This is a genomic window from Mesorhizobium sp. USDA 4413 (assembly GCF_056280365.1).
The window spans coordinates 2,013,974-2,034,582 of the sequence record NZ_JBVPRP010000001.1 but is presented as its reverse complement, the minus strand read 5'-3'; the positions used below and the strand labels follow the sequence as shown (position 1 = coordinate 2,034,582).

The 20,609-nt window shown below is 60.3% G+C and carries 18 protein-coding genes; 12 read left to right on the top strand and 6 right to left on the bottom strand.

Annotation, left to right across the window (positions count from 1 at the left end; all coding sequences use genetic code 11):
- Positions 1-1,160: 1,160 nt before the first annotated feature.
- From ligD (ACVMIM_RS09960) to ACVMIM_RS09950, 3 genes are all read left to right on the top strand, one after another.
- On the top strand, positions 1,161-2,393 hold the full coding sequence (gene ligD, locus ACVMIM_RS09960) for a DNA ligase D (protein ID WP_476111806.1): 1,233 nt from the start codon (positions 1,161-1,163) through the stop codon (positions 2,391-2,393).
- Positions 2,353-2,904, top strand: a complete 552-nt coding sequence (gene ligD / locus ACVMIM_RS09955; RefSeq protein ID WP_476111805.1) for a non-homologous end-joining DNA ligase LigD — start codon at positions 2,353-2,355, stop codon at positions 2,902-2,904. The genes ligD (ACVMIM_RS09960) and ligD (ACVMIM_RS09955) overlap by 41 nt, the downstream gene beginning before the upstream one ends.
- 330 nt (positions 2,905-3,234) lie before the next feature.
- Complete coding sequence (locus ACVMIM_RS09950; RefSeq protein ID WP_476111804.1) at positions 3,235-6,612, top strand: DEAD/DEAH box helicase; 3,378 nt, start codon at positions 3,235-3,237, stop codon at positions 6,610-6,612.
- Between the two features lie 97 nt (positions 6,613-6,709).
- On the opposite strand, the gene ACVMIM_RS09945 is transcribed toward ACVMIM_RS09950, so the two are convergent.
- Positions 6,710-7,066, bottom strand: a complete 357-nt coding sequence (locus tag ACVMIM_RS09945) for a hypothetical protein (RefSeq protein ID WP_040999773.1) — start codon at positions 7,064-7,066, stop codon at positions 6,710-6,712.
- A 1,001-nt stretch (positions 7,067-8,067) separates the two neighbouring features.
- On the opposite strand from ACVMIM_RS09945, the gene ACVMIM_RS09940 reads away from it, so the two are divergent.
- Complete coding sequence (locus tag ACVMIM_RS09940; RefSeq protein WP_476111803.1) at positions 8,068-8,301, top strand: hypothetical protein; 234 nt, start codon at positions 8,068-8,070, stop codon at positions 8,299-8,301.
- An 880-nt stretch (positions 8,302-9,181) separates the two neighbouring features.
- Here the strand turns inward: ACVMIM_RS09940 and ACVMIM_RS09935 are convergent.
- Positions 9,182-9,934: a Crp/Fnr family transcriptional regulator gene (locus ACVMIM_RS09935; RefSeq protein WP_476111802.1), complete on the bottom strand. Its 753-nt coding sequence runs from the start codon at positions 9,932-9,934 to the stop codon at positions 9,182-9,184.
- Positions 9,935-10,067: 133 nt separating this feature from the next.
- Here ACVMIM_RS09935 and ACVMIM_RS09930 point away from each other — a divergent pair, with 133 nt between their 5' ends.
- The 3 genes from ACVMIM_RS09930 to ACVMIM_RS09920 all read left to right on the top strand — a co-directional run bounded on the left by ACVMIM_RS09930 (position 10,068) and on the right by ACVMIM_RS09920 (position 13,863).
- Positions 10,068-10,823: a DUF4142 domain-containing protein gene (locus ACVMIM_RS09930; RefSeq protein WP_476111801.1), complete on the top strand. Its 756-nt coding sequence runs from the start codon at positions 10,068-10,070 to the stop codon at positions 10,821-10,823.
- A gap of 21 nt (positions 10,824-10,844) precedes the next feature.
- Positions 10,845-11,447, top strand: a complete 603-nt coding sequence (locus ACVMIM_RS09925; protein ID WP_278049499.1) for a general stress protein — start codon at positions 10,845-10,847, stop codon at positions 11,445-11,447.
- Between the two features lie 385 nt (positions 11,448-11,832).
- Positions 11,833-13,863 (top strand): AI-2E family transporter, encoded by a 2,031-nt coding sequence (locus ACVMIM_RS09920; protein WP_476111800.1) that lies wholly within the window; start codon positions 11,833-11,835, stop codon positions 13,861-13,863.
- A gap of 235 nt (positions 13,864-14,098) precedes the next feature.
- Here the strand turns inward: ACVMIM_RS09920 and ACVMIM_RS09915 are convergent, their stop codons facing one another.
- Positions 14,099-14,497 (bottom strand): YidB family protein, encoded by a 399-nt coding sequence (locus ACVMIM_RS09915; protein ID WP_476117162.1) that lies wholly within the window; start codon positions 14,495-14,497, stop codon positions 14,099-14,101.
- A gap of 143 nt (positions 14,498-14,640) precedes the next feature.
- Complete coding sequence (locus ACVMIM_RS09910; RefSeq protein ID WP_476111799.1) at positions 14,641-15,519, bottom strand: ATP-dependent DNA ligase; 879 nt, start codon at positions 15,517-15,519, stop codon at positions 14,641-14,643.
- Between the two features lie 117 nt (positions 15,520-15,636).
- Between ACVMIM_RS09910 and ACVMIM_RS09905 the strand changes: the two genes are divergently transcribed.
- The 3 genes from ACVMIM_RS09905 to ACVMIM_RS09895 all read left to right on the top strand — a co-directional run bounded on the left by ACVMIM_RS09905 (position 15,637) and on the right by ACVMIM_RS09895 (position 17,089).
- Complete coding sequence (locus ACVMIM_RS09905) at positions 15,637-15,870, top strand: hypothetical protein (RefSeq protein WP_476111798.1); 234 nt, start codon at positions 15,637-15,639, stop codon at positions 15,868-15,870.
- 162 nt (positions 15,871-16,032) lie between these two features.
- Positions 16,033-16,293, top strand: a complete 261-nt coding sequence (locus ACVMIM_RS09900; RefSeq protein WP_476111797.1) for a hypothetical protein — start codon at positions 16,033-16,035, stop codon at positions 16,291-16,293.
- A 520-nt stretch (positions 16,294-16,813) separates the two neighbouring features.
- Complete coding sequence (locus ACVMIM_RS09895) at positions 16,814-17,089, top strand: KOW domain-containing RNA-binding protein (protein ID WP_476111796.1); 276 nt, start codon at positions 16,814-16,816, stop codon at positions 17,087-17,089.
- A 41-nt stretch (positions 17,090-17,130) separates the two neighbouring features.
- Here ACVMIM_RS09895 and ACVMIM_RS09890 read toward each other — a convergent pair whose 3' ends face one another.
- Positions 17,131-17,364, bottom strand: coding sequence for a hypothetical protein (locus ACVMIM_RS09890; RefSeq protein ID WP_476111795.1), 234 nt, complete (start codon positions 17,362-17,364; stop codon positions 17,131-17,133).
- Between the two features lie 663 nt (positions 17,365-18,027).
- Complete coding sequence (locus ACVMIM_RS09885; protein WP_476111794.1) at positions 18,028-20,004, bottom strand: sensor histidine kinase; 1,977 nt, start codon at positions 20,002-20,004, stop codon at positions 18,028-18,030.
- Between the two features lie 203 nt (positions 20,005-20,207).
- Between ACVMIM_RS09885 and ACVMIM_RS09880 the strand changes: the two genes are divergently transcribed.
- Together ACVMIM_RS09880 and ACVMIM_RS09875 are read left to right on the top strand one after the other, a co-directional pair.
- Positions 20,208-20,357, top strand: a complete 150-nt coding sequence (locus ACVMIM_RS09880) for a hypothetical protein (RefSeq protein WP_476111793.1) — start codon at positions 20,208-20,210, stop codon at positions 20,355-20,357.
- A complete protein-coding gene (locus tag ACVMIM_RS09875; RefSeq protein WP_476111792.1) occupies positions 20,354-20,497 on the top strand; it encodes a hypothetical protein in 144 nt (47 codons plus the stop codon). Before ACVMIM_RS09880 ends, ACVMIM_RS09875 begins: the two co-directional genes overlap by 4 nt.
- The last annotated feature ends 112 nt before the right edge of the window (positions 20,498-20,609 follow it).

Below are 20,609 nucleotides of genomic sequence, written 5' to 3'. Positions count from 1 at the left end.
CGCAACGCGCGAAGCACGCGTGCACCGGAAGCGAACTGGATCGAAGGCAAGCGGGAGGCGATCAGGCAGAGACCGAAACGGCCAAGAGTCAACTCGCAACCGCGAGGAGAGAGGTTCGGGCAAACGCCGGAACACATCCTCCATGCGAGCGACATGAACCGAACTCGATCCATGATAGGACCGTTGTTCCCGTGCCAGGACCCATAGCGGCATCCGGCAAAAATGAGTTAGGGGCGGCTAAATTGCGTTTCAAGAGTGATCTTTGAGACGTTGCGCGATCGCCGACCGGGCCGCTTGTCTCTCTGGCCGAAGCGTCTTAACCAAGAGAAACCCGGCTGGAAGCGGCCGCAGCAGCTCACCTTCCGGCTTTGCCGGATGAGCCAGGCGGACCAGTTCTCGTTAAGAACCACCACCTCGAGGCCGTCAAGCCGCGCTTCGTTCCGAGGCGGCCCCTCGGAAGGCCCGCAGTGTGGTACGTTGAATTCAATGTCGCCGGCGGGAAGTCTGTGGCTCATCCCCGAGTTAGTCGGCGAGCGCAGGGGAGCTTTCCGTGCCGCACGCCCGTGGGGACCAGGTGCGCGATGGCGGCTCGGGACCCGATCCACGCGAGCTGCCGCCAAAGGGGCTGCGCAGCCGCCGACATCTTCATTCCGGATCTCCACATCGACAACATCAAGATCAAGACCCGGATTTCGGGTGAATTGAAATTTCTTGCCCGGCTCAGGATCGCAAGCGGCACCAGAGCGTTACAGGACCAACATCGAAACGACGCGGGCGATCGATTCCAGCGAGACGACAGTGGCAGACAGCGGTCCAAGCGAGGCGCCACCGGCCGTCGGCAGATCGCCGGCGGTGAAAGCTACGAGAGCAGGCCGAGGCCTGATCAAGCGGGTCGGCAATGATCGCGACAAGCTCAATACCGCCGCAGCGAACCCAAGCAATAGGCTGCGGAATGCGAATGACACATCGGACAGTTGTATTGGTGAGAGTTAGGATTGAGTAAGTCAGCGTCGCGTCGGCCCACAATCGAAGTGTCTTCCACTCGCCCTGCGAAGCCAGCCTCGCGCGACACGGCCAATCTCGCGCCACCTGCGTTCCGGCCGGTCCAGCTCGCAAAACTGGTGGACACCGTCCCCGCCGGCGATCGCTGGATCCACGAAATGAAACACGATGGCTACCGCATTCTCGTCGCCGTGGGCGGAGGCGAAGCGCGCGCCTATACGCGCTCCGGCCTGGACTGGTCTGGCCGCTTCCCCTCTCTCCTTTCGGAGGCACGCAAGCTCAAGGTTCGCTCCGCGCTCCTCGATGGCGAGGCAGTTGTCATGGACGCCGAGGGGCGATCGAGTTTCCAGGCGCTCCAGAACGCCTTGAAGGGCAATCCCGCGAGCATCGATTTTTATGCGTTCGACCTGCTCGAGCTCGACGGCGAAGACCTGACGAGGCTTCCGCTCCTGGAGCGAAAGAAGAAGCTGCAGGAAATCCTGCCGGCGAAGAGCCCCATCCTTCGCTACTCCGATCACATCCAGGGCCGGGGCGAAGAATTGCTGAACCGCTTCTGCGACGCCGGTCTCGAGGGGGTTATCTCGAAGCTGGCGGATTCGGACTATGTCGGCGCCCGCGATGGAAGCTGGCTGAAGATCAAGTGCATCAAACGTCAGGAATTCGTGCTCGTCGGCTGGACGCCGTCGGACAAGGATCGCGCGTTTCGATCGCTTATCCTTGGGGTCCATGACGGCGGAAAGCTGCGCTTTGCCGGCAAGGTCGGGACCGGTTTCGATACCGCCGAGATGGCGCGGCTGATGAAGATTATGGCGCCGCTCGAGCAGAAGGCCGCCACGGTCGAAGCGCCGCGCGCGGAGGTTCGCGGCGCCCACTGGCTGCGTCCGAAGCTTGTCGCCGAGATCGCCTATACCGAGATGACAAACGAAGGAACACTGCGCCATCCAAGCTATCTCGGCCTGCGCGAGGACAAGAAGCCGGAAGCCGTTGCGCTTGAGACGGAACATCACACTGCGACGCTGCCTCCGCCGGCGAAAAGCACGATCGCGATCAGCAATCGCGGCCGCGTCATCTACCCCGAATCCAACATCACCAAGGGACAGCTTGCAGATTATTACGCCGACGTCGCCGCGATCATGCTTCCCTGGGCGGGCAGCAGGCCGATCAGCCTTGTCCGCTGTCCGCAGGGCCGCGCCAAGAAATGCTTCTTCCAGAAGCATGACGCCGGGAGCTTCGGCGAGAAGGTCCATCATGTCGGCATCACCGAAAAGGACGGGCATGAGGAGCCCTATCTTTATATCGACGACGCCGAGGGGCTGATGACCTGTGTCCAGATGGGGACGATCGAGTTTCATGGCTGGGGAGCGCGCATCGAAGACGTCGAGAAAGGCTGACCGCCTGGTCTTTGACCTCGACCCCGACGAGGGGCTGGATTTCGAGGCTGTGCGCGCAGCCGCATTCCAGTTTCGGGATATCCTGAAATCGCTGGGTTTGACGACATTTCCGATGCTGACCGGCGGCAAGGGTGTGCACGTGATCGCGCCGCTCACGCCCCGGGCCGAATGGCCTGAGGTGAAGGCTTTCGCCTCCAGGCTGGCGCAGGCGGCCGCGCAGAGTGATCCGAGCCACTTCACCGCCGCGTTGTCGAAGGCGAAACGGAAGGGGCGAATCTTTGTCGATTATCTGCGCAACCAGCGCGGCGCGACGGCAATCATGCCGTACAGTGCCCGGTCGCGGCCTGGCGCTCCGGTCGCCGCGCCCATCACTTGGGCGGAAATGAAAACGATCGATGCACCTTCCCACTTTCATGTCGGCGATGCGCCCGAGCTGAAGAAGCGCGCCGCATCGAAGGCTCTCGCGGGATGGGGCCGGGCCGACCAGGTCCTGCCGGCACTGATGCAATGAGAATTGCGACCTATAACGGCCTATTTCGCGCTTCGTCTTGAACTTTGCTTGCCGAGCGACGTTGAGCGGGAGCAGACCCATCCAGCGGAGCCCAAATGACCAAATCAATTGAGAACTGGAGCGATACGTATGGCCCAGCCGAACTTGCAAAGTTGTTTGGTTTGACCATCGAGCAGGCGAGGATCGTAATCGGCTCGAATGGGCCTTCGAGACATGGTTGCGAGGTAGGTGCCCGAGCCTTCCGTAATGCTTTGAAAATGCGAAGCGGGCGGCAGCCATCCCGTCGCCGCAACGGCGGTTAGATGGCTTCTCTGTGCCGATCGAGAGGGCGTGCTTGTTCAATCTGGGGTTCGATCTCTACCCGGGAGCGCAGCAGCTGATCTTGCTTCAGGCATTTCGAACGCCAAAGGGGAAACGTTATCTCGACCGGAGGCCCGACGACTCGCCGGCGAAAAAGTCGAGCCGGCCGCGCTGGCGAGTGTCCTCCTGGCCAACACGTCGGTGAGCGAAGTAGCACGCGTGCACCGCAAGAAGATCAGTGCCGACTTGACGCCGTTGAACCCAGTGGGCGCTGTGGCAGCGATGATGCACCGCCGCATCCGCACGTCCGTTGCACCGATCCTTTATATCGCACAAGACACCCGTAGAGCCGAGCAGCTAGCAACAATCCTCAACGCGATGGCCGGCGAGTTGGCGGCTGCGTTCTATCCGCGCTGGGATGGTTCAGCGGCTGACGCTATTCCGGCGAGCGCTCAAGCGGTTGGACGGCGCATGAGCATCCTGCGAGGGCTGCTGGATCGAGACAAGCGGCCGCACGTGCTCGTCAGTACACCTGAGGCACTGCTGCGCCGTGTCCCTCCTCGTGACATCTGGAACAACGTTCACCTCGAATTCCACGCCGGCGACGAGGTGGTCGCGGAGGATGTTCAGGCTCGGCTGCAAGAGATCGGATATGTATTCGACGATCGCGTCGACGAGCCCGGCGAAGCAGCGATCCGTGGCCGGGTGATAGAGGTGTTCCCTGCCGCCTCCCCCCGCCCCTGCCGCATTGAGATAGAAAACAGCACTATCGTCTCGATCCGCTCCTATGATCCTTTGTCGCAGCGCTCAGTCGCGGAAGCCAGGCACCTCATTGTGGATCCGGCATCGGAATCGGTCCCGGTCCACGACACGTCGCCGGATGGCCTCACCCGGCCGAGCGAGACAATTTTCGACTATCTCGATGATGCTGAGGTGATCGCCGAACGTGGCACCAATCAGCGGGCTATGAATGCGATCTCGGCGCTGCAGGAAGATGGCGAGAACATGTCCGACTTCCTCTCCCGGGATGAGTGGGAATCCATCTCCAGCAAGATTGCTGCTGAGGTGGTAGACGATGTGGAAGCGGAGGCGCAAATACCGGTTTTCGCCCGAGAAGCCGATGCTGCCGGTGCCCTGCGATCTTTTGCGGAGAATCTGTTCGCAGACGGATTGCGGTTCGTTCTCATCGGACCGGCCGGACATGTGCTGCAGCTGTGGAGGCGGCGTGTCGAACGGGCCTTGGCGTTGCCGCTGGCTCCCCAGGACGATTGGGATGCTGTGTGCTCAGCGCGATCGGCGTGCCTGTATGTAGCCCCAATCGAGCATGGCTTTGTTGATCGTGAGGACATGTTTCTTTGTATCGCGTTAAGAGATCTTGCTGGACAGGCGCTCCCGGTTCACCAGCCTCGGAATGATTCATCGCACCATCCGGACGCCCAGCTCCGCTTCGGCGACGTGGTGGTTCATTTCGACCACGGCATCGGCATTCTGGAAGGGCTTGAGCCCGCAATCGGAGATGATGAAGCGCTGCGTCTGCGTTACGCCGATGACGCCATCCTGCTGGTCCCGCTGCGGGAGATCGGGAAGCTTTGGCGGTATGGCGGCGCCGAAACGGAAGTCACGCTTGACCGGCTCAAGGGCGAGGCCTGGAGACAACGCCGCGACGAGACAGTGGCGAGGATCGAGCAAACGGCCAAACGGATGGTGCGAATGCTTGGCGAGCGCGACCAACGCCGGGCAACGCCTCTCAACCCCGACCGGGTGAAATTTGAACGCCTCTGCGCCGGCTTCCCATACGATCTGACCTTGGGGCAAGCCGATGCCGCTGCCGCTATCGCCGCGGACCTCGCCTCCGGCCGGCCGATGAACCGGCTTCTTTGCGGAGATGTCGGCTTCGGCAAGACCGAGGTCGCCGTGCGCGCCGTAGCCTCTGCGGTCTTCTCGGGCCGGCAGGCGGCAATCGTCGCTCCGACCACGGTCCTTGCCCGCCAGCACTTCGAGCTGTTCAGAAGGCGCTTCAGGCGACATGGCATCGAGGTTGCAATGCTGTCTCGCCTGCAAACGGCGGCCGAGACCCGCCGAACGAAAGCCAGCCTGGCGGAGGGCTCAGTCCGAATCCTTGTGGCTACCCATGCCATCTGCGCCAAAGACGTCTGGTTCAAGGATCTGTCACTCGTCGTGATCGACGAAGAGCAGAGATTTGGGACGCGCCACAAGAAGGCCATGCGCGATCTGGCCCGAGGACAGCACGTTCTTTCGATGACAGCAACGCCCATTCCAAGGACACTACAAGCAGGCTTGGTGGGGCTCATGGATCTGAGCGTCATCACCACGCCACCAGTACGACGTCGCCCGATACGGACTGCGACGGTCACGTTCGAAACCGAAGTCGTGCGAAAAGCGCTGCGCGCGGAAAAGGAGCGGAGCGGGCAAAGCTTGATTGTGTGCCCGCGCATTGAGGACCTCGCTCCGCTTTCCAGACGCATCAACGATATTGTCCCCGAGCTTTCTCTCACGGTTCTTCATGGCGACATGTCAGCTGCGAAAATCGATCGTGCGATGCTCGCCTTTGGTGCAGGCAAGGGCGACATATTGCTGGCAACCAACATAGTCGAGAGCGGACTCAACGTTCCAGGAGCCAACACAATCATCGTTTATAAGCCCGAGCGGTTTGGCCTTGCCCAGCTCCATCAGTTACGCGGTCGCGTCGGGCGTGGCTCGCGCCGGGCAAACATGCTGATGGCGCTAGAACCCGGCGCTGAGGTGTCCGAGGGTGCGCGACGTCGGTTCCAGGCGTTGGAGCAGTTCAATGCTCTCGGCTCGGGATTTGACATCAGCACTCGCGACCTCGACATCCGCGGTGCCGGCGACTTGCTAGGCAAAGAGCAAGCCGGACACCTTCATGCAATCGGTTTGTCGCTTTATCGAAGCCTGCTCGAACGTGCTCTTGCCAAAGTTCGAGGCGAAAAAATAAAAGCAGCGAACCGCGCCGAAATTGACCTTGGCTTTACTCCCGTCATTCCGATTGACTACATCCCCCATCCCGAACTGCGGATCGAGTTAGCCGCCGCACTCGATCGGGCCGAAAGCGAAGTTGCCCTCGCTCAAACTCGTGAGGAATTCAGCGATCGGTTTGGACCGATCCCGTCCTCGCTCGAGACAGGCTTCGCCCTTGCGTCGCTTCGAATTCGCGCGACGATGCTTGGCGTCAGCAAAATCCATGGCGGACCCAAGGGGGTTGCGCTGACACTTCCTGCCGAGCAGGCGGCAGAGCTGCAGAAGCACCTCAAAATTGGGAAAAACGATCCGCTCCGATGGTCGGCCCAGCGGCTCATTCTTGAGCACGGCACCGATGTGCGAGAGGAGAGGCTGGCCGCCGTTGAAACCGTTCTGGACCGGATCGCTTGACCGATTTGGCTACAACATCCACGCGCCCAGTTGGGCTGTCGGAAACGGTTCCACTGGACGGGCTGACTGAGCAACCATTGGGCATTGGCCGAATGAGCTACTGCAAGGCGGGCTGTGACGGTTGCTTGCCCGGTTGGTCGCCGCCTGTGCTGGATCGAGGCGTTGGGTCCCTGTCCACCTGTGGATTTCGGTCAACAGGGGTGACGTTCATATTGTCGGCTTTGGACTTTGCCGGATCAGCTTCCGCGGGATTTGGACTGGCGGTCGACGGTGCCCGACCATTCTCCTGCGGCGCGGGCTTTTCCTGGGTTGCAGGCGTCTTTGCCGCCTCGCCATAGATCTCCGCAATGCCCCATGCGATCGCCGCCAGCACCAGCCCGCACATCAAAACCCCAAAAACCCGAACTCCACGGCCGCCCTGGCGAGCTTTCTTTTCGGGGATGTCATTGGCCATCGAAACACCATTCCGGAGAGGGATGTTGCCCGCGGCACGCCACAGGCTCTGCTGCTGGAGCTAACCAGTGATACCGACGGATGTTCCCGAATTGACCAACCCGTCGGGCTTCTCAACGCTTCCGACAGTTCCACGCTGGAAACATCGGCCTGGCCGAAAAGTGCCAGAAGTTGCTGAACTGAGCTCTGTTGACGAGGTTGCGCTTTCGGGGGTCCGCTACCCAGATGTCGGAAGGCCACTATCTACGCTGGGCGCACTCGATCGATGATCGCGTTGGCGGCGTCGGCCGAAGCCGGCTTCTGCATATGGGGATGTTGGCGATTAGTGGCAGATCCCCTTGGCCGTGACTTGTAACGAACGCGATTTCCTTTTCATACAAAGTGTCGGCCAGCGCGTAACGTCTCGCCGTTCAGTTGAACGACAAGCAGCGCGACATCGATCTGTTGCCTCTCAAGGAGAACAAGAGCAGCCTTTACGGATCAGGCGGGTCTTACAACAGAGTGGCTTGCACGTCCGACGGCAAGCGCGCGGCCAGAAGCTGAGCGGAACGCACGTTTCGGCGAGGGTGGCGCGCAATTTCGCCTCTCTTCCTTAGAGATCATGCCTTCCACGCCGGTCATGTCCACCCGGTGGAACGCTGCGTTGCCGGTGCCCGGCAGGGCACCACTGAACTGGATCCGATGCTCTGTATCGACCCATGATGGACCTCGAGACGCCGCCGGTTGCCGTCGCGGTCCTTGGACCACTTACGTTCCGTAGCCGTGCTTATTGACCTTGTGAATCCAAAGGTCGCCCTTCGGAGGACTCCTAAAAAGCTCGGTTCCATAGGGCTGGATGAGTAGAGCTAGCCCCTGCCCATGGGCTTACCCATGTGCACCAAATCTCTGGAGTTCGATTCAATAGCAAGGAGTGAATTCTCCTCCATTAGCAACAGCTAATTCAACAGTGGAACAATTAAAGACGGTCGGCATTGATGGTCAAATGCAACCGAGGGCCTGCCAATGTCCATCATTGAGAGCATCACCGGCATTTTCTCGTCGAAGGAGGAGCCGAAAAAGGCACGTGCAAGAAAGGCTGCGCCGAAGAAGGCCGCTCCGACAAAAGCTGCCACCAAGTCGTCAGCAGCGAAGAAGACTGGTGCAGCTCCGGCGATGTCGGCCCACGCGAAGGACGCTGCCTCAAAAGGCAAGTCAGGTCACCCGAAAGCGCCGGCCAGAAAGAAGGCAGTCGACTGACCGAAGAGAAACCGCAGAACGCGAGTTCCTTGAGAAGATCGGGACTGCTCAGCGCTGCTTCCGTGCCGGCCAATGGGAACATTCGTTATCGGTCGCTGTTCGACCAGAGGCAAAGCTACAGCAGACGACGGAGCCAAACGAGACTTTCGCGACCGGGGCGGTGAATGCCGACACCCTCAGGCTGCGCGCGCTATGTGCCGCCGAAGCGGAAAACGCCGCTCGTCAACAAGGCGAGCTAAAAGAAAACCCGCCTGCCGTGCCTGCAGGCTGTTCTTCATCAAAAGCTCGTGCTCCGCCTTTGCCCAGACGGTCCGCCTGCCCAGGAACCCTGCACGCGGGTCCCTTGATACAAGTCCATCAACGACGCTGTAACTTCGCGGCAACTGCGAAGGGGATTTACAGCTCTGGACGGTGACAGCCAGCGCAAACCGCACTGCGCGGCACGAGGTTCGGGCATAGAAAAGCCCGCCCGCAGCTATGAGCGTAGGCGAGCGGCCTCCAGCGATTGGCCTCAATCCAGCGGCTAACACGCCCTGAGGGACCGACCGCTGCTTTGACTACCCATCGGCGTGCAAAGCGCTCCACAGACTGGTCCACCATCCCCACCTCTCGAGACTCCATAGTCCCGGAGACGCTTTCGACCTCTTAATGATGTCAGCCGTTGGTGCCCCCCGTTCGGTCGCGTTCATGTGTTCCTCACGCAGTTGCCACGCTGCCAGCGGCTCGGACGTCATTGCGGTCGGCAGGTGATCTCTCAGCAAAACGATTCCAGGATCTACCCACGCGTGCTCCTCGGTGGAGTATGAACGCGGAGAGGACGGCCATGCCCGGGACACCGGCAACGCTACTAGATAGGAAGCACGCTTCCACGAATGCGTTTTCATAGCGGCCTCAAGTTTTTTTGGTGCAGGTAGGTGCTGTGGAAATCTCCGGCTCGGACCAACTCCCGCCAGTCAATCGCTTTGAGCCTCGAGCCTGACGTTGATATCAGACCTTCGCGACGAAGCTCCTGCAGCACTCGGTTCACGTGCACTGTGGAAAGACCCAATGTATCACCAAGCACGGCTTGGCTTATTGGAAACTCCGCCACATGGTCCTGAATCCTGCCGACGGCATGAAGCCGAACGATGAGTTCACACAGGATGTGAGCCATGCGGGTATAGGCGTCTCGTCTACCGAGATTGGTGACCCATTCTCGATATATAGCTGCGTCGATCAGCGTGGAGCGCCAGAATATATTGGCAATGGAAGGGTGCTCAGTGCAAATGGCACGCAGAGTGTCATGACGCATGAAAGCTAGCCTGGCGGGGGTGAGAGGCGCGAAGCTGCAATCCATGACGGAAAGATGAAGTCCGTGAAGATCGGGAAGATCTCCCGGAACAAAGATCGACGTGATCTGCCGTTTGCCCTCGCCCGTGAGCTTTGCCGATGCCACCAAGCCGTCCAGAACGACAAAGGAATGGGAAGGCCGATCGCCCTCGCGCACGATATCCTGGCTTGCTTCGAAGGTGCGCTCCTGAACCGCCACCTTTTCCAGAATGACAACATCCGATGGTGCAAGATCAGAGATGACCTGAAGCTTACGGATCATCAGGTTTAACGACGAAGCTGCGAACGCCCGGGTTGTTGACATAGAGCCGAACCTTCGTGGGCCGACAATGTTCCGGTTTAAGCCCGCGCCAGAGCGCATCTGAATTGTCTAGTGGGTGGAACAAAGGAGTCCGGCGCTTGTTGGAGTGACACCCATTCAACAAGGAACCTCTCTGATGAAACACCGCCTTATGATGGCAGCGCTGTCTACCTGCGCGGTCCTGGCATTTGCTGCGCCCTCCTACGCCGCCGACAAAGCGCAGGACTTTGTCGACAAGGCCGCGGCGGGAGGCATGTTCGAGGTCGAGTCGAGCAAGATCGCACAGAGCAAGGCCCAAGATCAGGCAACCAAAGACTTCGCTCAGAAGATGATCGACGATCATGGTGCGGCCAACGCCAAGCTTGAAACAATCGCGGGCGAGCAGAAACTGAAAGTACCTGCCCAAATGGACGCCAAGCACAAGAGCGACCTCGACACTTTGCAAACCGGCAAGGACGCGTTCGACAAGTCTTACGTCCAGATGCAGCGTGATGCACATGCGGATGCTGTAGAGCTGTTCGAAGGCTACGTCCGGGACGGCGACAATGCTCAGCTCAAGACATTCGCGCAGGAGACGTTGCCGACGCTCAAGATGCACCAGGAAATGATTGAAAAGATTGCTTCCGGCTCCAACGACCAGTCATCCACCACGAGCTCGACCACGCCCGCCGTATCCACGAGCGACACGAACAATCCGGCCGCGCCCGTACCGGGCGCCAACAGCTTCACCGAAGATCAGGCCAAAAACCGAATCCAAGACGCCGGTTTCTCGGATGTGTCAGGGCTGACGAAGGATGACCAAGGCATCTGGCGTGGGCACGCTACCAAGGATGGCAAGCAGACAGACGTCGCCCTTGACTACCAGGGCAACGTCGTTGCCGGCGCCAAGTAACCGAGATTTTGGAGAAGACTCATGCAGACAGTGACCGGACTATTCGACAATTATGACGACGCTGCAGCGGCGGTTCGCGAACTCGAGGAGAGCGGGATTCCCCACTCCGATATCAGCATCGTCGCCAACAATTCGACCGACTGGTATGAAGGTGATCGCTCCGACGCCGCTGAAGACGCGGCTGGCGGCGCAGGCATTGGTGCCGTCATTGGCGGTGCCGGTGGGTTGCTGACGGGCCTCGGCATCATGGCCATTCCTGGTGTTGGTCCCGTGGTTGCCGCGGGGTGGCTCGCTGCCACCGCCGTAGGCGCCTTAGGCGGAGCGGCGGTTGGGGGAGCCGCCGGAGGAATCATCGGCGCGCTCACTGACTCTGGAGTGTCCGAAAGAGATGCTCACGTTTATGCAGAAGGCGTGCGCCGTGGCGGAACGCTGGTAACGGCACGGGTCGACGACCAACTGGCTGCCCAGGCACAGACGATACTGGGACGCACAAGAGTGGTGAACGTGGAGGAGCGCCGGCGTGATTACGAGGCTGGTGGCTGGACGGGCTTTGATCCTGCTGCAGACAACTATACGCCCGAGGAGATCGAGCGCGATCGAGCGCGATATGCAAATCGTCCTTGACGGTTTCGCACTTACGGCCGGACCAATAATGAGAGCGCCGGGACCCGCCCGGCGCCTTTGTCTGACGGGTCGGGTCCTCTACAACTGGGCCTGCGCATCCGCACTAATGTCAGGATGCTAGGCCTTGTGGTCTGATACTGGCGCGCACTGGTCCCAATAGGCCTTCTCGGGGGAACATCAAGGGACCTTGGCGCTGCGCGAACGGTTCGTCCGAGATTGTGTCATTCGGACTCCACCTTGCTGCGAGGCCCGGATCCGGGAAAAAGCTCCTCCCCGGAAAACCCCATCCCAAGCTATTTATTAGCGGATCTGCAACCGACCGAGGCAGGGCGCGTTGCACGCGGGCGAGATGTCACGGATCATTGCCACGCCGTACGGAGGCTCGATGGTGGCCAATCGTCGTAATGGGGCGTCGGAGCTGAGGCTGGCGAGCCTGCTCGCCGCTTCCAGAGGCCATCCGCGCACCGTGCTGCCAACGGTGGCGAGCGTCGTCACCACGGTCGCCGCGCTTTACTTCGGGCGCGAGGTGTTTCTGCCGATCGCGGTCGCGCTGCTCTTGACCTTCGCCATCGCGCCCGTCGTGTCTTGGCTGAAGCGCGCCGGCGTCCCTCGCATCGCGGCAGTCATCGCCAGCGTCGCGGGGGCGTTCGCCGCGCTTTTGATGTTCTCCTTCGTCGTCGCCACGCAAGTCAGCGATCTCGCGCAGAATATCCCCGTCTACCAGATCAACATCCTGACCAAAATCCGCGCCCTGAAGGAAAACGGCCTTAGCGGAGGCGTTATCTCGCGTCTCAGCGGCGTCATCGAGCGGGTTGGCCAGGAGATCGATCGCCAGGAACCGCAGCTGCCCTCAGCCGCCCAGGCCCCGAAGCGCGAGCCGATCCCGGTCGAGGTTGTCTCGCATGAAAAGCCGCTGGATGTTCTACAGAACCTCATTGGGCCGCTGCTCAGCCCGCTGGGCTCGGCCGGCCTCGTCGTCATCGTCGTCATCTTCATGCTGATGGAGCGAGAGGATCTCCGCGACCGGTTTATCCGGCTGGTCGGCTATGGCGATCTCCACCGCACCACGCAGGCGCTGCAGGATGCTGGCAAGCGCGTCGGCCAGTATCTGCTGATGCAGTTGGTGGTGAACACCGTTTACGCCGTGCCCATCACAATCGGGCTATGGGTGCTTGGCATTCCCAATGCGCTGCTCTGGGGCCTTCTGGCGCTGGCCTTACGCTTTGTTCCCTATATCGGGCCGATCGTGGGCGCGCTGCTGCCGCTGTTCCTCGCGCTGGCGGTGGCGCCCGGCTGGTCGCTGGTTTTGTGGACCGCCGTGCTTTTCATTGTCGTGGAGCTCATCACCGGTAATGTCATCGAGCCGTGGCTCTATGGCTCGCACACCGGCTTGTCCCCCTTGGCCATTATCGTGGCGGCGATCTTCTGGACCTGGCTGTGGGGGCCGATCGGCTTGGTGCTTTCGACGCCGCTCACCGTTTGCCTGGTGGTGCTCGGCCGGCATGTGCCCCAATTCGAGTTCCTCGACGTGCTGTTCGGTAACGAACCGGTGCTGGAGCCGCATGCTCGGCTCTACCAACGCCTGCTGGCCGGCGATCCGGACGAAGCGACAGATCATGCCGAAGAGATGCTTGAGGAAAAATATCTGTTCCAGTTTTATGATCAGGTCGCCATCCCCGCGCTTCTGCTTGGCGAGCAGGACCGTGGGCGCGGCGTCATGGATGACGAACAGCGCAAGCAGGTCGCCGACAGTGCCATGACACTGGTCGCCAATCTCGACGAGAGCGCCCAGCAGGAGGCTGACGAGGAAGAGGCAGAGCAGGCGGCTGCGGCGGACGAGAAGGCAACAGACAAGAGGGCGACGGACAAGAAGGTGCTTGAAAAGAAGGCTGCCGATGGCAAGCCTTCCGACGAAGGCGATGACGAGGAAGATATCGACCTGCCGGACGGCTCCGGCATCGCGGTCCTCTGCACCGGCGGGCGCGGCGAGCTCGACGATGCGGCCGGCGCCATGTTGGCGCAGGTGCTGGAAGTACAAGGCGCCTCGGTGTCGAAGGCGAGCTTCGCAGACCTCGAACCTTCGGCTATTCGCCGCCTCGACCTGAAGGCCGCCAACGCCGTCCTCATCAGTTTTCTCAACCGCCAGTCTATCCAGCACGCGCGTTTCATGGTGCGCCGGCTGAAGCGCATTGAACCGAAGCTGCGCGTCGGCATCGTTTTCTGGTCGGAGGTCGGCGATGGCGATGGCAAGGCCGCGGCCGAGCTCGCCAGCACGCTCAACGCCGATTTCGTCGCTTTCGACATGGTTGGCGCCGTGACCGGCGCCCTGTCGGACAAACCGGCGGTCCCGCTCAGAACCACGCACCGCCGCCGCCAGCCGGTGCGCCGCAAGCAACTGCAGGCTGCAGCGAAGTGAGAGTGGCGTGTCTGCCAGTCGGCATGCCAGTGACGAATGAAACTTACCGGGCCTGACGCTCAACGCCCACAGGCCGGGCGCGAGTTCTCCAACGAGGCCAAAAGCATTTGGCTCGAGCTTCTTGCAGGCCCCACTCACAGTCAGATCTGGCCACTGCAATAGGGTTGCTCTCAACCCATGTAGCAGATTGCGTTGAGGCCATTTGGTCAAGGGTCTCGCTCGAATTTCGCTCGGGCTAAATTCGCGATTGGAGAAGGCGGGACGTAATCATTGGAAGTCGCTGCGGCCCGCCTTGGCCGGGGCTATTTCTCCACGGCCGGTTAACCCTAGGGCGGGAAGCGAGGGTTTCATCATCTATTGCCGCCTCGACCTCGTTTTGCCCGATAGGCTGGTTGGGACCGGGGCTGACCCAAGAACCCACTTTTGAGCCGGCTCCCGCATCTCGGAAGCGGTCGACGATATCGCCAAGAGCTGTCCCGGAGACGCCTTTGGACAATTGGTCCAGTATCCCGCCCCGCGGATCGTTAGGATCGCGACTCCGACGGAGCCCCGATCTTGTCGCGATTTTGGTAGGCGAGCACGCCGAGTAAGGCGACTGCCAGCCTGCCCAGATTTGCCATTGGTTTCTTCCCATCACAGGGGAAGCAGCCGCAGTCGGAAAAGGTTCCGCTGCATTTCCAAATGCCCGATCAGCGGCTTCCCCCAGGAGAGGCGTCGGCCACTTTTAGCCCGTCGCCAGGTGTGGGCACACCAGCGGCGGGCTATCGACCTAGTGCCTTAATCCTCTTCTCGAAAATCTTGCAGCGAAGCATGACGCAACGTCTCTTCGCCACGCAGATGCTTCACGCGGCAGATCAGCCCAGGCTTTACCCACTGCGTTGCGGGTCGCTTGACGCCCTTTGGCGCGGGTCCTGTGTGCTCCTGGACGCGTTTCCAGAGCCGATTACGCACTTCTGTGTTCAAGGTAACGGATGCAGCCCCCATGAAGCGCCCCGATCCGCGCTCGGTGAGGAGAACGAAGGCCGGCTTTCCGGGCTCGCGCTCGACACCGAGCAGATCGTATTCGTCGACGGCATAAGCCTTGATCTTCAGCCACGCCGTCGAATCGCCGCTCCGATAAACGCTGTCCATTCGCTTCGAGACCATTCCGTCCAATCCAGCCTGGTCGATCAGGTAAAAAATAGATTTTGCGTCACCCGGCAGTGCTTCGCTGAATTGGATGTGCTGGCCTTTTGGTATGAGATCCTGAAGGATGTCCCGTCGATCGATCAACGGCATGTCGCGCAGATCATGGCCGTTCAGGTGCATTAGGTCGAAAGCCACAAAGTACAAATCGTGCGGGCGGCGTGTGATGGCTTTGCGAAGCTCCCGGAAGTCGGGATGCCCCGCTGCATTCAGCACAATAATCTCACCATCGACAATCGCGCTGACGACGTTTAACTCGTCGGCGACTTTCGCCAGTTCTCGATATTTTTCGGTCCAATCGATGCCGCTCCGCGTGAAGATGCGAACGCCACGCCTATCGATGACGATCTGAGAGCGGTATCCGTCAAATTTCATTTCGTGAATCCAACCCTCGCCTTCCGGTAGCTTATCAGCCAAGGTCGGCGATAAAGGCGGAATAAAGGACAGCCGGTCGCTGCCTGATCTACGCATCAGGTCCCCAACACTCCCTTGAATTCGATTTAATAGCGCAGGATTGTTTCGGTTCCGTTAGCTCTCGCTAATAGGACCATTCATTCGCTGCTTCTCAACGGCAACCAGGAACAAGCCTTGATAGTCACCGTTCATCTCCGACGAACGGAGCGCAGTGCATTGAAAAGCTATGTGGTCGAGACGATGGCCGGCGAAGCCGTGACAGCCCTTCGGATAGTCGTAGCAGAAACTCCGTTGGACGCCGCCAGGATAGGGACCGGCCGCGAGGTGCACGTGCGGCGCCAAGAAATGGAATGGGTACGGGTTACCGACGAGTCCGACGCCGCCGTGTTCTGGTTCGCGTTCAAATGACTTGTGGATAGTTAGTGCCTATTCACCATCGTGGCGGGGTGCCCCTTGAACGCCGCAACGGCCGGCATAGCGTCGGCTGGTCGGTTTCTGTCACTCCGACACACCTCGGGCGGCCAGCAGTCCCCCACCGGGCTGCCCGCTCATTCTTTTCGGGAGACCGAAATGGTTTCGCGCCAAAAGGCCACCAATTTGATCGTTGTTCCGCCACGCATGTGTGCGGTCACGCCCAAGCTGGTTGAGCAGCTGAGTAAGGACCTTCGCTCGGCGTTACCCGGTTTTCGGTTTCAGATCGTACCCGACTACATCGGCCGGCACAGTCACGAGTTCTTAGTCGAGACGGATGGCATCGTGACCGATGCAGCGGTTGAAGCGCTTCAGGAGGTGCTGGCACGGTATGGCGACCGCGCGAGTGCCAAGGATTAATTCTCACGCAGTTCAGCTAATAAATTTGCCACAGCCGTTATTTACGGAAGGCCGAGTTGGACCAAACCAGGACCGCTTGAGAACCTGGAATTTGCGCAGTCGATGCTGACGGAGATCCGCCGGAGGGCTGGCGCTTCCGGCGAGCCGTTCCTCATATATTGATCGATATAGCAGCCTGCCAAAGCTCAAAAACGAGCGGCTGTCGTTCGACGGCACGCCAAAGCCGCCCGCGCGGGGCATAAAGTCCTAGCGTTTTGCAAATCCGACTGTGCACGAGAACGAAAAAAGCGCCCGCCTAATCGGTTGGCCTCGCAGGCACCTCTGCCTACCAAGGTGACATGAAAACGACTGCAACCCACGATTCGGCAGCTGGCACATTCACGGTTATGGGCGGACCTCGACAGAAGCCCCGGACAAGATTGTCCGGGGCTTTTTGTTTGCACGGCAATCTCAAGCAGTGGATGCGGCGTATATTAGCATTCGCTTGACTAACGCTCTGGTCGCTCCCAGACTCGTTCGCATGGCGAAGGGCTCTTTCAACATTGGCGATAAGGTCGCCATTAGGGCCAAGGTACGTAGGCGCGTCACGAAGGACTGGGTAAGCGTTTCCATTCCCTCCTATGGGCAGCCTCACTCGATTGTCGATCCAACGTCTAAGGTCAAGGAGGGCCAGGACATTGAGCTGATCGGCGATGTCACCCGGGTCGATGGCGACAAGGTCACGGTGAATCTTGGTGAGCCGGTCACAGTGAACGCCGACACTCTGAGGCTGGTCACGAGCGACAAGTATAAGTGATTGAGTCTTGCCCGGTCTCTCCGGGAAAGTGCGCCGTTTTGCTAACGAAGTTTCTTTGGATTCACAGAAGACGGAGCGGCCTTCTTGATCATCTCGGCAAGCTGGTTGAGCAATAATTTGCCTTCCAACTGCCGCCCGTCATAGCCCTCCGAGGACAGTCGGTTCCGCAACGCTTTGAGATCGGCTACCTCTCCCGAACGGGCGAGTTCAAAAGCGCGCTCGAGCGATGTCTTGTTCGGGTCCATCAGCGGCTGACCAACGTCCTTCTCAGCCATCGGCACAGCTAAGTTATTGAAAGGATGTGGGCGTGACAAGATTCAACCGGCGAGCCCTTTGCGTACTACCTCCGCGATACGGGCTCCCGCAATCGGCTTGCGGTTTGTCTCGCGCTTGCTCGCAAAGGAAGATCGGCAGACTAGACGCGTATCACCTGTCGCCTGCGCTGTCGACGGTTGTCAACAAAAGGCCTGCCGGACGGCGCCGAGTAACGGGCGCGGCTTGCTGTTAGGCAGCAATGGTGGCTGCCAGGCCGGCGAATGGCGCTTCCAGCGTCCGGACAATTCCATGCGGGCCATATTCGAGATTACTCGTACCGCCTACCGCCTAAGGCGCGACGCGCTTCAACACCACGCTTCCAAAGCCGCCGCGGCCGACGCTCTGAACCTCCGGCCCGTCTGTTTCAACCCAGGTGAGGCGAAAGCTTCGCGACGGCCGGGAGCCGGCCACCTCTCAACTGATGGCCCACCAAGAGCACGGTAATCGGCGCGGCGAGCGGTCGGCGCCGTGGTCGGCTCTGCGACTACGCCGCAGCGCCGCGGCGATCAGCTCTGCGTAAGGGACCGCTACGGACGCATTTACACGGCGCCCTGCGACGACCGGTACTACAGCGGCAATTACTAGGACAGGTAGGCCGACCGGCTGATCTTCCCCTGTGAAGATCAGTCGGCCGGCTTCGGAGCTTGTTGGTGTTCGAACTGAACTGTGAAAAGACAGCGCACTCCCGTCCGCTCGTAGATCAGTTCAACGCCACCCGACTTTTCTCCGCCGAAGACCCGCTGCAGAAGTTGCGCTCCAAAACCTGCCTTGCCGGGCGCGACCGGCGGACCGCCCTGCTCGCGCCATTCGAGTTCGAGAATGCTTATGCCCTCCCTGTGCTTTTCAATTCGCCAAGAGATGGAGACCGAGCCTTTCGTATTCGAAAGCGCTCCATGTTTGATGGCATTCGTCGTAAGTTCGTGAAAGGCTAGGGCGAAGGAGAGCGCTGTGTTCGGAGGCAGCCAGATCTTGTCCCCGGAGAAATCAAATCGGTCAATCGGCGCATGAGGCCCTACCGAGGCCGCAATAACTTCCGCGAGATCAGCTCCGCTCCAGTTTTGCCGGGTGAGAATGTCGTGTGCCTTGGCCAGTGACACGAGCCGGGCTGATAAGGCTGTTCTTGCCTGTTCGAGGCCGGTCGCGTTGCGGAGGATCTGGCCGGCTATCGCTTGGACCACGGCAAGGGTGTTCTTAACGCGATGGTTCAACTCGTTAACAAGTAACTGGCGCTGTTCTTCACCGCGTTTGCGCTCGGAAATATCCAAACTGATCTGCACGGCCCCAATGATCGATCCCTGCGGACTGCGTATGGGCCGGGCGCTGGAAAGCAGATAGCGCTCTCCTCCCGTCGGCAAGGTGTAAACAAATTCTTCGTTGCTGGTGTTTTCGCCGCGCATGGCCTTGCTCAGCGGTCGATTTTCCCGGCTTACAGGCTGGCCATCCTTATATGCCAAGGTGGCGATGACCTGGTCAGGCCTGCCAAAGAGATCGCGCCCCTCGGTTGGCAGGCCCATAAGTTCGGCCGCGAACCGGTTGCGGATGACCTGGTGCGCCTGCGGGTCGTAGGTAAACCAGACCGCGGCCGGCACAGTCTCCAGAACCGTCTCCAGCTCGCGCGTGCGCTTTGAGATGGCATGCTGGGCAGCGATCATGGCCTTGGAAATCGAGGCGAACTCGGCGACTGAGGTGGAGACTTCCTGAACTGCGCGGCCGCTCCCAAGCGCATCGGCACTAGCGGCGAGATCGCCGGTAGCTTTGGTGATTCTCCTGCCTACGACGTAGGCGAGAGCCAGCGATATGAGCAGCGCTGCGAGACCCGTCGCACCGATTTGTGCGAGGGACGACCAGAGAGGTGCCTGAACGTCAGCCAAGGGAATGTTGGCGGTGTAGAACCACTCCGAGTAGGGAGACCTGTAGTAGCCTGCGAGCAGGGTGTTGCCCTCGAAATTACGGGAGTGGAAGCTACCCGAGCGACCTACAATTTTACTCACGTATTCCGGCAAACCAGGCCTGCCGGTCACCTGGTCGTGCAGCTTTGACCTCGCGACATATCTTCCCTCACGGTCACCAACGCCGATGATCCATCCATCGGGTACGGCGGGCAGCATCACGAGGCGAATGCGTTCCGTTGGGACCGAGATCGAAAGCAGCAGCGGCACGCCCTTCGCGCCGGACACCTGTTTGGCAACCGCAATACGATATGCGTTCGGTCCCGGCGCGGCATATACGTTGCTAACCAGGATACCGGCGAGTTTCAATTGTTCATGCTCGGCGGCCGTAAGCGGTCGCTCCGGCAGATCCGGCATCCTGCCCGGCTGGCTGCTCGCGAGGTCGCGACCTTCGAAATCCCGGAGCGTGATTATCTGATCCGTGCCCTGGACGACGCGTCGGGCTTCGCTGCCGAAGGCTTGCCAGTCTTGAGCCGCTAGGGCCGGAGATTTCGAAAGCCCATCGAGAAGGGTCTGGAGACTGGCCAGTTCGCCTTCTACGACCAGCGACATCTGACGGGCAGTCCAGCGTGCTTCCTGCTCTAGCCGCGACTGTTCATGCCGCGCGTAGTCAACGAACAGGTAGGCGGCGAATAGCCAGACGGGCAACACGACCGCTGCTATCAAGCCAAGCAGATGAGCTCGAGCCGATCGACGGACCAACTTCAACCCTCTCCCCAACAGCAGCCAAGCTTATCCCTATGCTGAGAGACAGCAAGCTCGATTAGCACTGTCTGATCTTGCGCCCTTTGCGACAGCCCTTTTTCCGTCATGCTTTCTAACCTATTGAGGCGGCCGGCAGGAGGAGGTCGAGAATGACAGGCCTTGCCGTTGCTCTGAAGAACCGAAGCAAACATGCCGTGAAGCGGCTGCTTCGCTATGACGGGCGCAACTGGCTGCGCATCCGCCAGATCGAAGCCTTCAACACATTTCTTGAAGCGGCAATCGCAAGTCGCGCGACGTGATCGAGATCTCGCCGGGCTGGAACCGCTATTGGCGGACGCTCTGCCCCAACTATCGCTCGGTCGATTTCCCGGAATTCGACATCCGCCGGGATCGCACCGAGGAGCAATATTCGATCGTCATCGCCGACCAGGTGCTTTGAGCATGTGCGGCGGCCGCTAGTGGCCGCCGCCAATACCACGCCATGACGACTCGGGGGAGGCCATGGCTTCGGCCTCGGCATCGAAGTCGTCCAGCCGCTCCCTGGAATTCAG

Excerpts from the sequence above, each read along its gene's own strand:
- ligD (WP_476111806.1), top strand. The coding sequence starts at position 1,161 with ATGAAACACGATGGCTACCGCATTCTCGTCGCCGTGGGCGGAGGCGAA.
- ligD (WP_476111805.1), top strand. The coding sequence starts at position 2,353 with ATGGCTGGGGAGCGCGCATCGAAGACGTCGAGAAAGGCTGACCGCCTG.
- ACVMIM_RS09945 (WP_040999773.1), bottom strand. The coding sequence starts at position 7,066 with ATGGCCAATGACATCCCCGAAAAGAAAGCTCGCCAGGGCGGCCGTGGA.
- ACVMIM_RS09940 (WP_476111803.1), top strand. The coding sequence starts at position 8,068 with ATGTCCATCATTGAGAGCATCACCGGCATTTTCTCGTCGAAGGAGGAG.
- ACVMIM_RS09935 (WP_476111802.1), bottom strand. The coding sequence starts at position 9,934 with ATGTCAACAACCCGGGCGTTCGCAGCTTCGTCGTTAAACCTGATGATC.
- ACVMIM_RS09930 (WP_476111801.1), top strand. The coding sequence starts at position 10,068 with ATGAAACACCGCCTTATGATGGCAGCGCTGTCTACCTGCGCGGTCCTG.
- ACVMIM_RS09925 (WP_278049499.1), top strand. The coding sequence starts at position 10,845 with ATGCAGACAGTGACCGGACTATTCGACAATTATGACGACGCTGCAGCG.
- ACVMIM_RS09920 (WP_476111800.1), top strand. The coding sequence starts at position 11,833 with ATGGTGGCCAATCGTCGTAATGGGGCGTCGGAGCTGAGGCTGGCGAGC.
- ACVMIM_RS09915 (WP_476117162.1), bottom strand. The coding sequence starts at position 14,497 with ATGGGAAGAAACCAATGGCAAATCTGGGCAGGCTGGCAGTCGCCTTAC.
- ACVMIM_RS09910 (WP_476111799.1), bottom strand. The coding sequence starts at position 15,519 with ATGCGTAGATCAGGCAGCGACCGGCTGTCCTTTATTCCGCCTTTATCG.
- ACVMIM_RS09900 (WP_476111797.1), top strand. The coding sequence starts at position 16,033 with ATGGTTTCGCGCCAAAAGGCCACCAATTTGATCGTTGTTCCGCCACGC.
- ACVMIM_RS09895 (WP_476111796.1), top strand. The coding sequence starts at position 16,814 with ATGGCGAAGGGCTCTTTCAACATTGGCGATAAGGTCGCCATTAGGGCC.
- ACVMIM_RS09890 (WP_476111795.1), bottom strand. The coding sequence starts at position 17,364 with ATGGCTGAGAAGGACGTTGGTCAGCCGCTGATGGACCCGAACAAGACA.
- ACVMIM_RS09880 (WP_476111793.1), top strand. The coding sequence starts at position 20,208 with ATGACAGGCCTTGCCGTTGCTCTGAAGAACCGAAGCAAACATGCCGTG.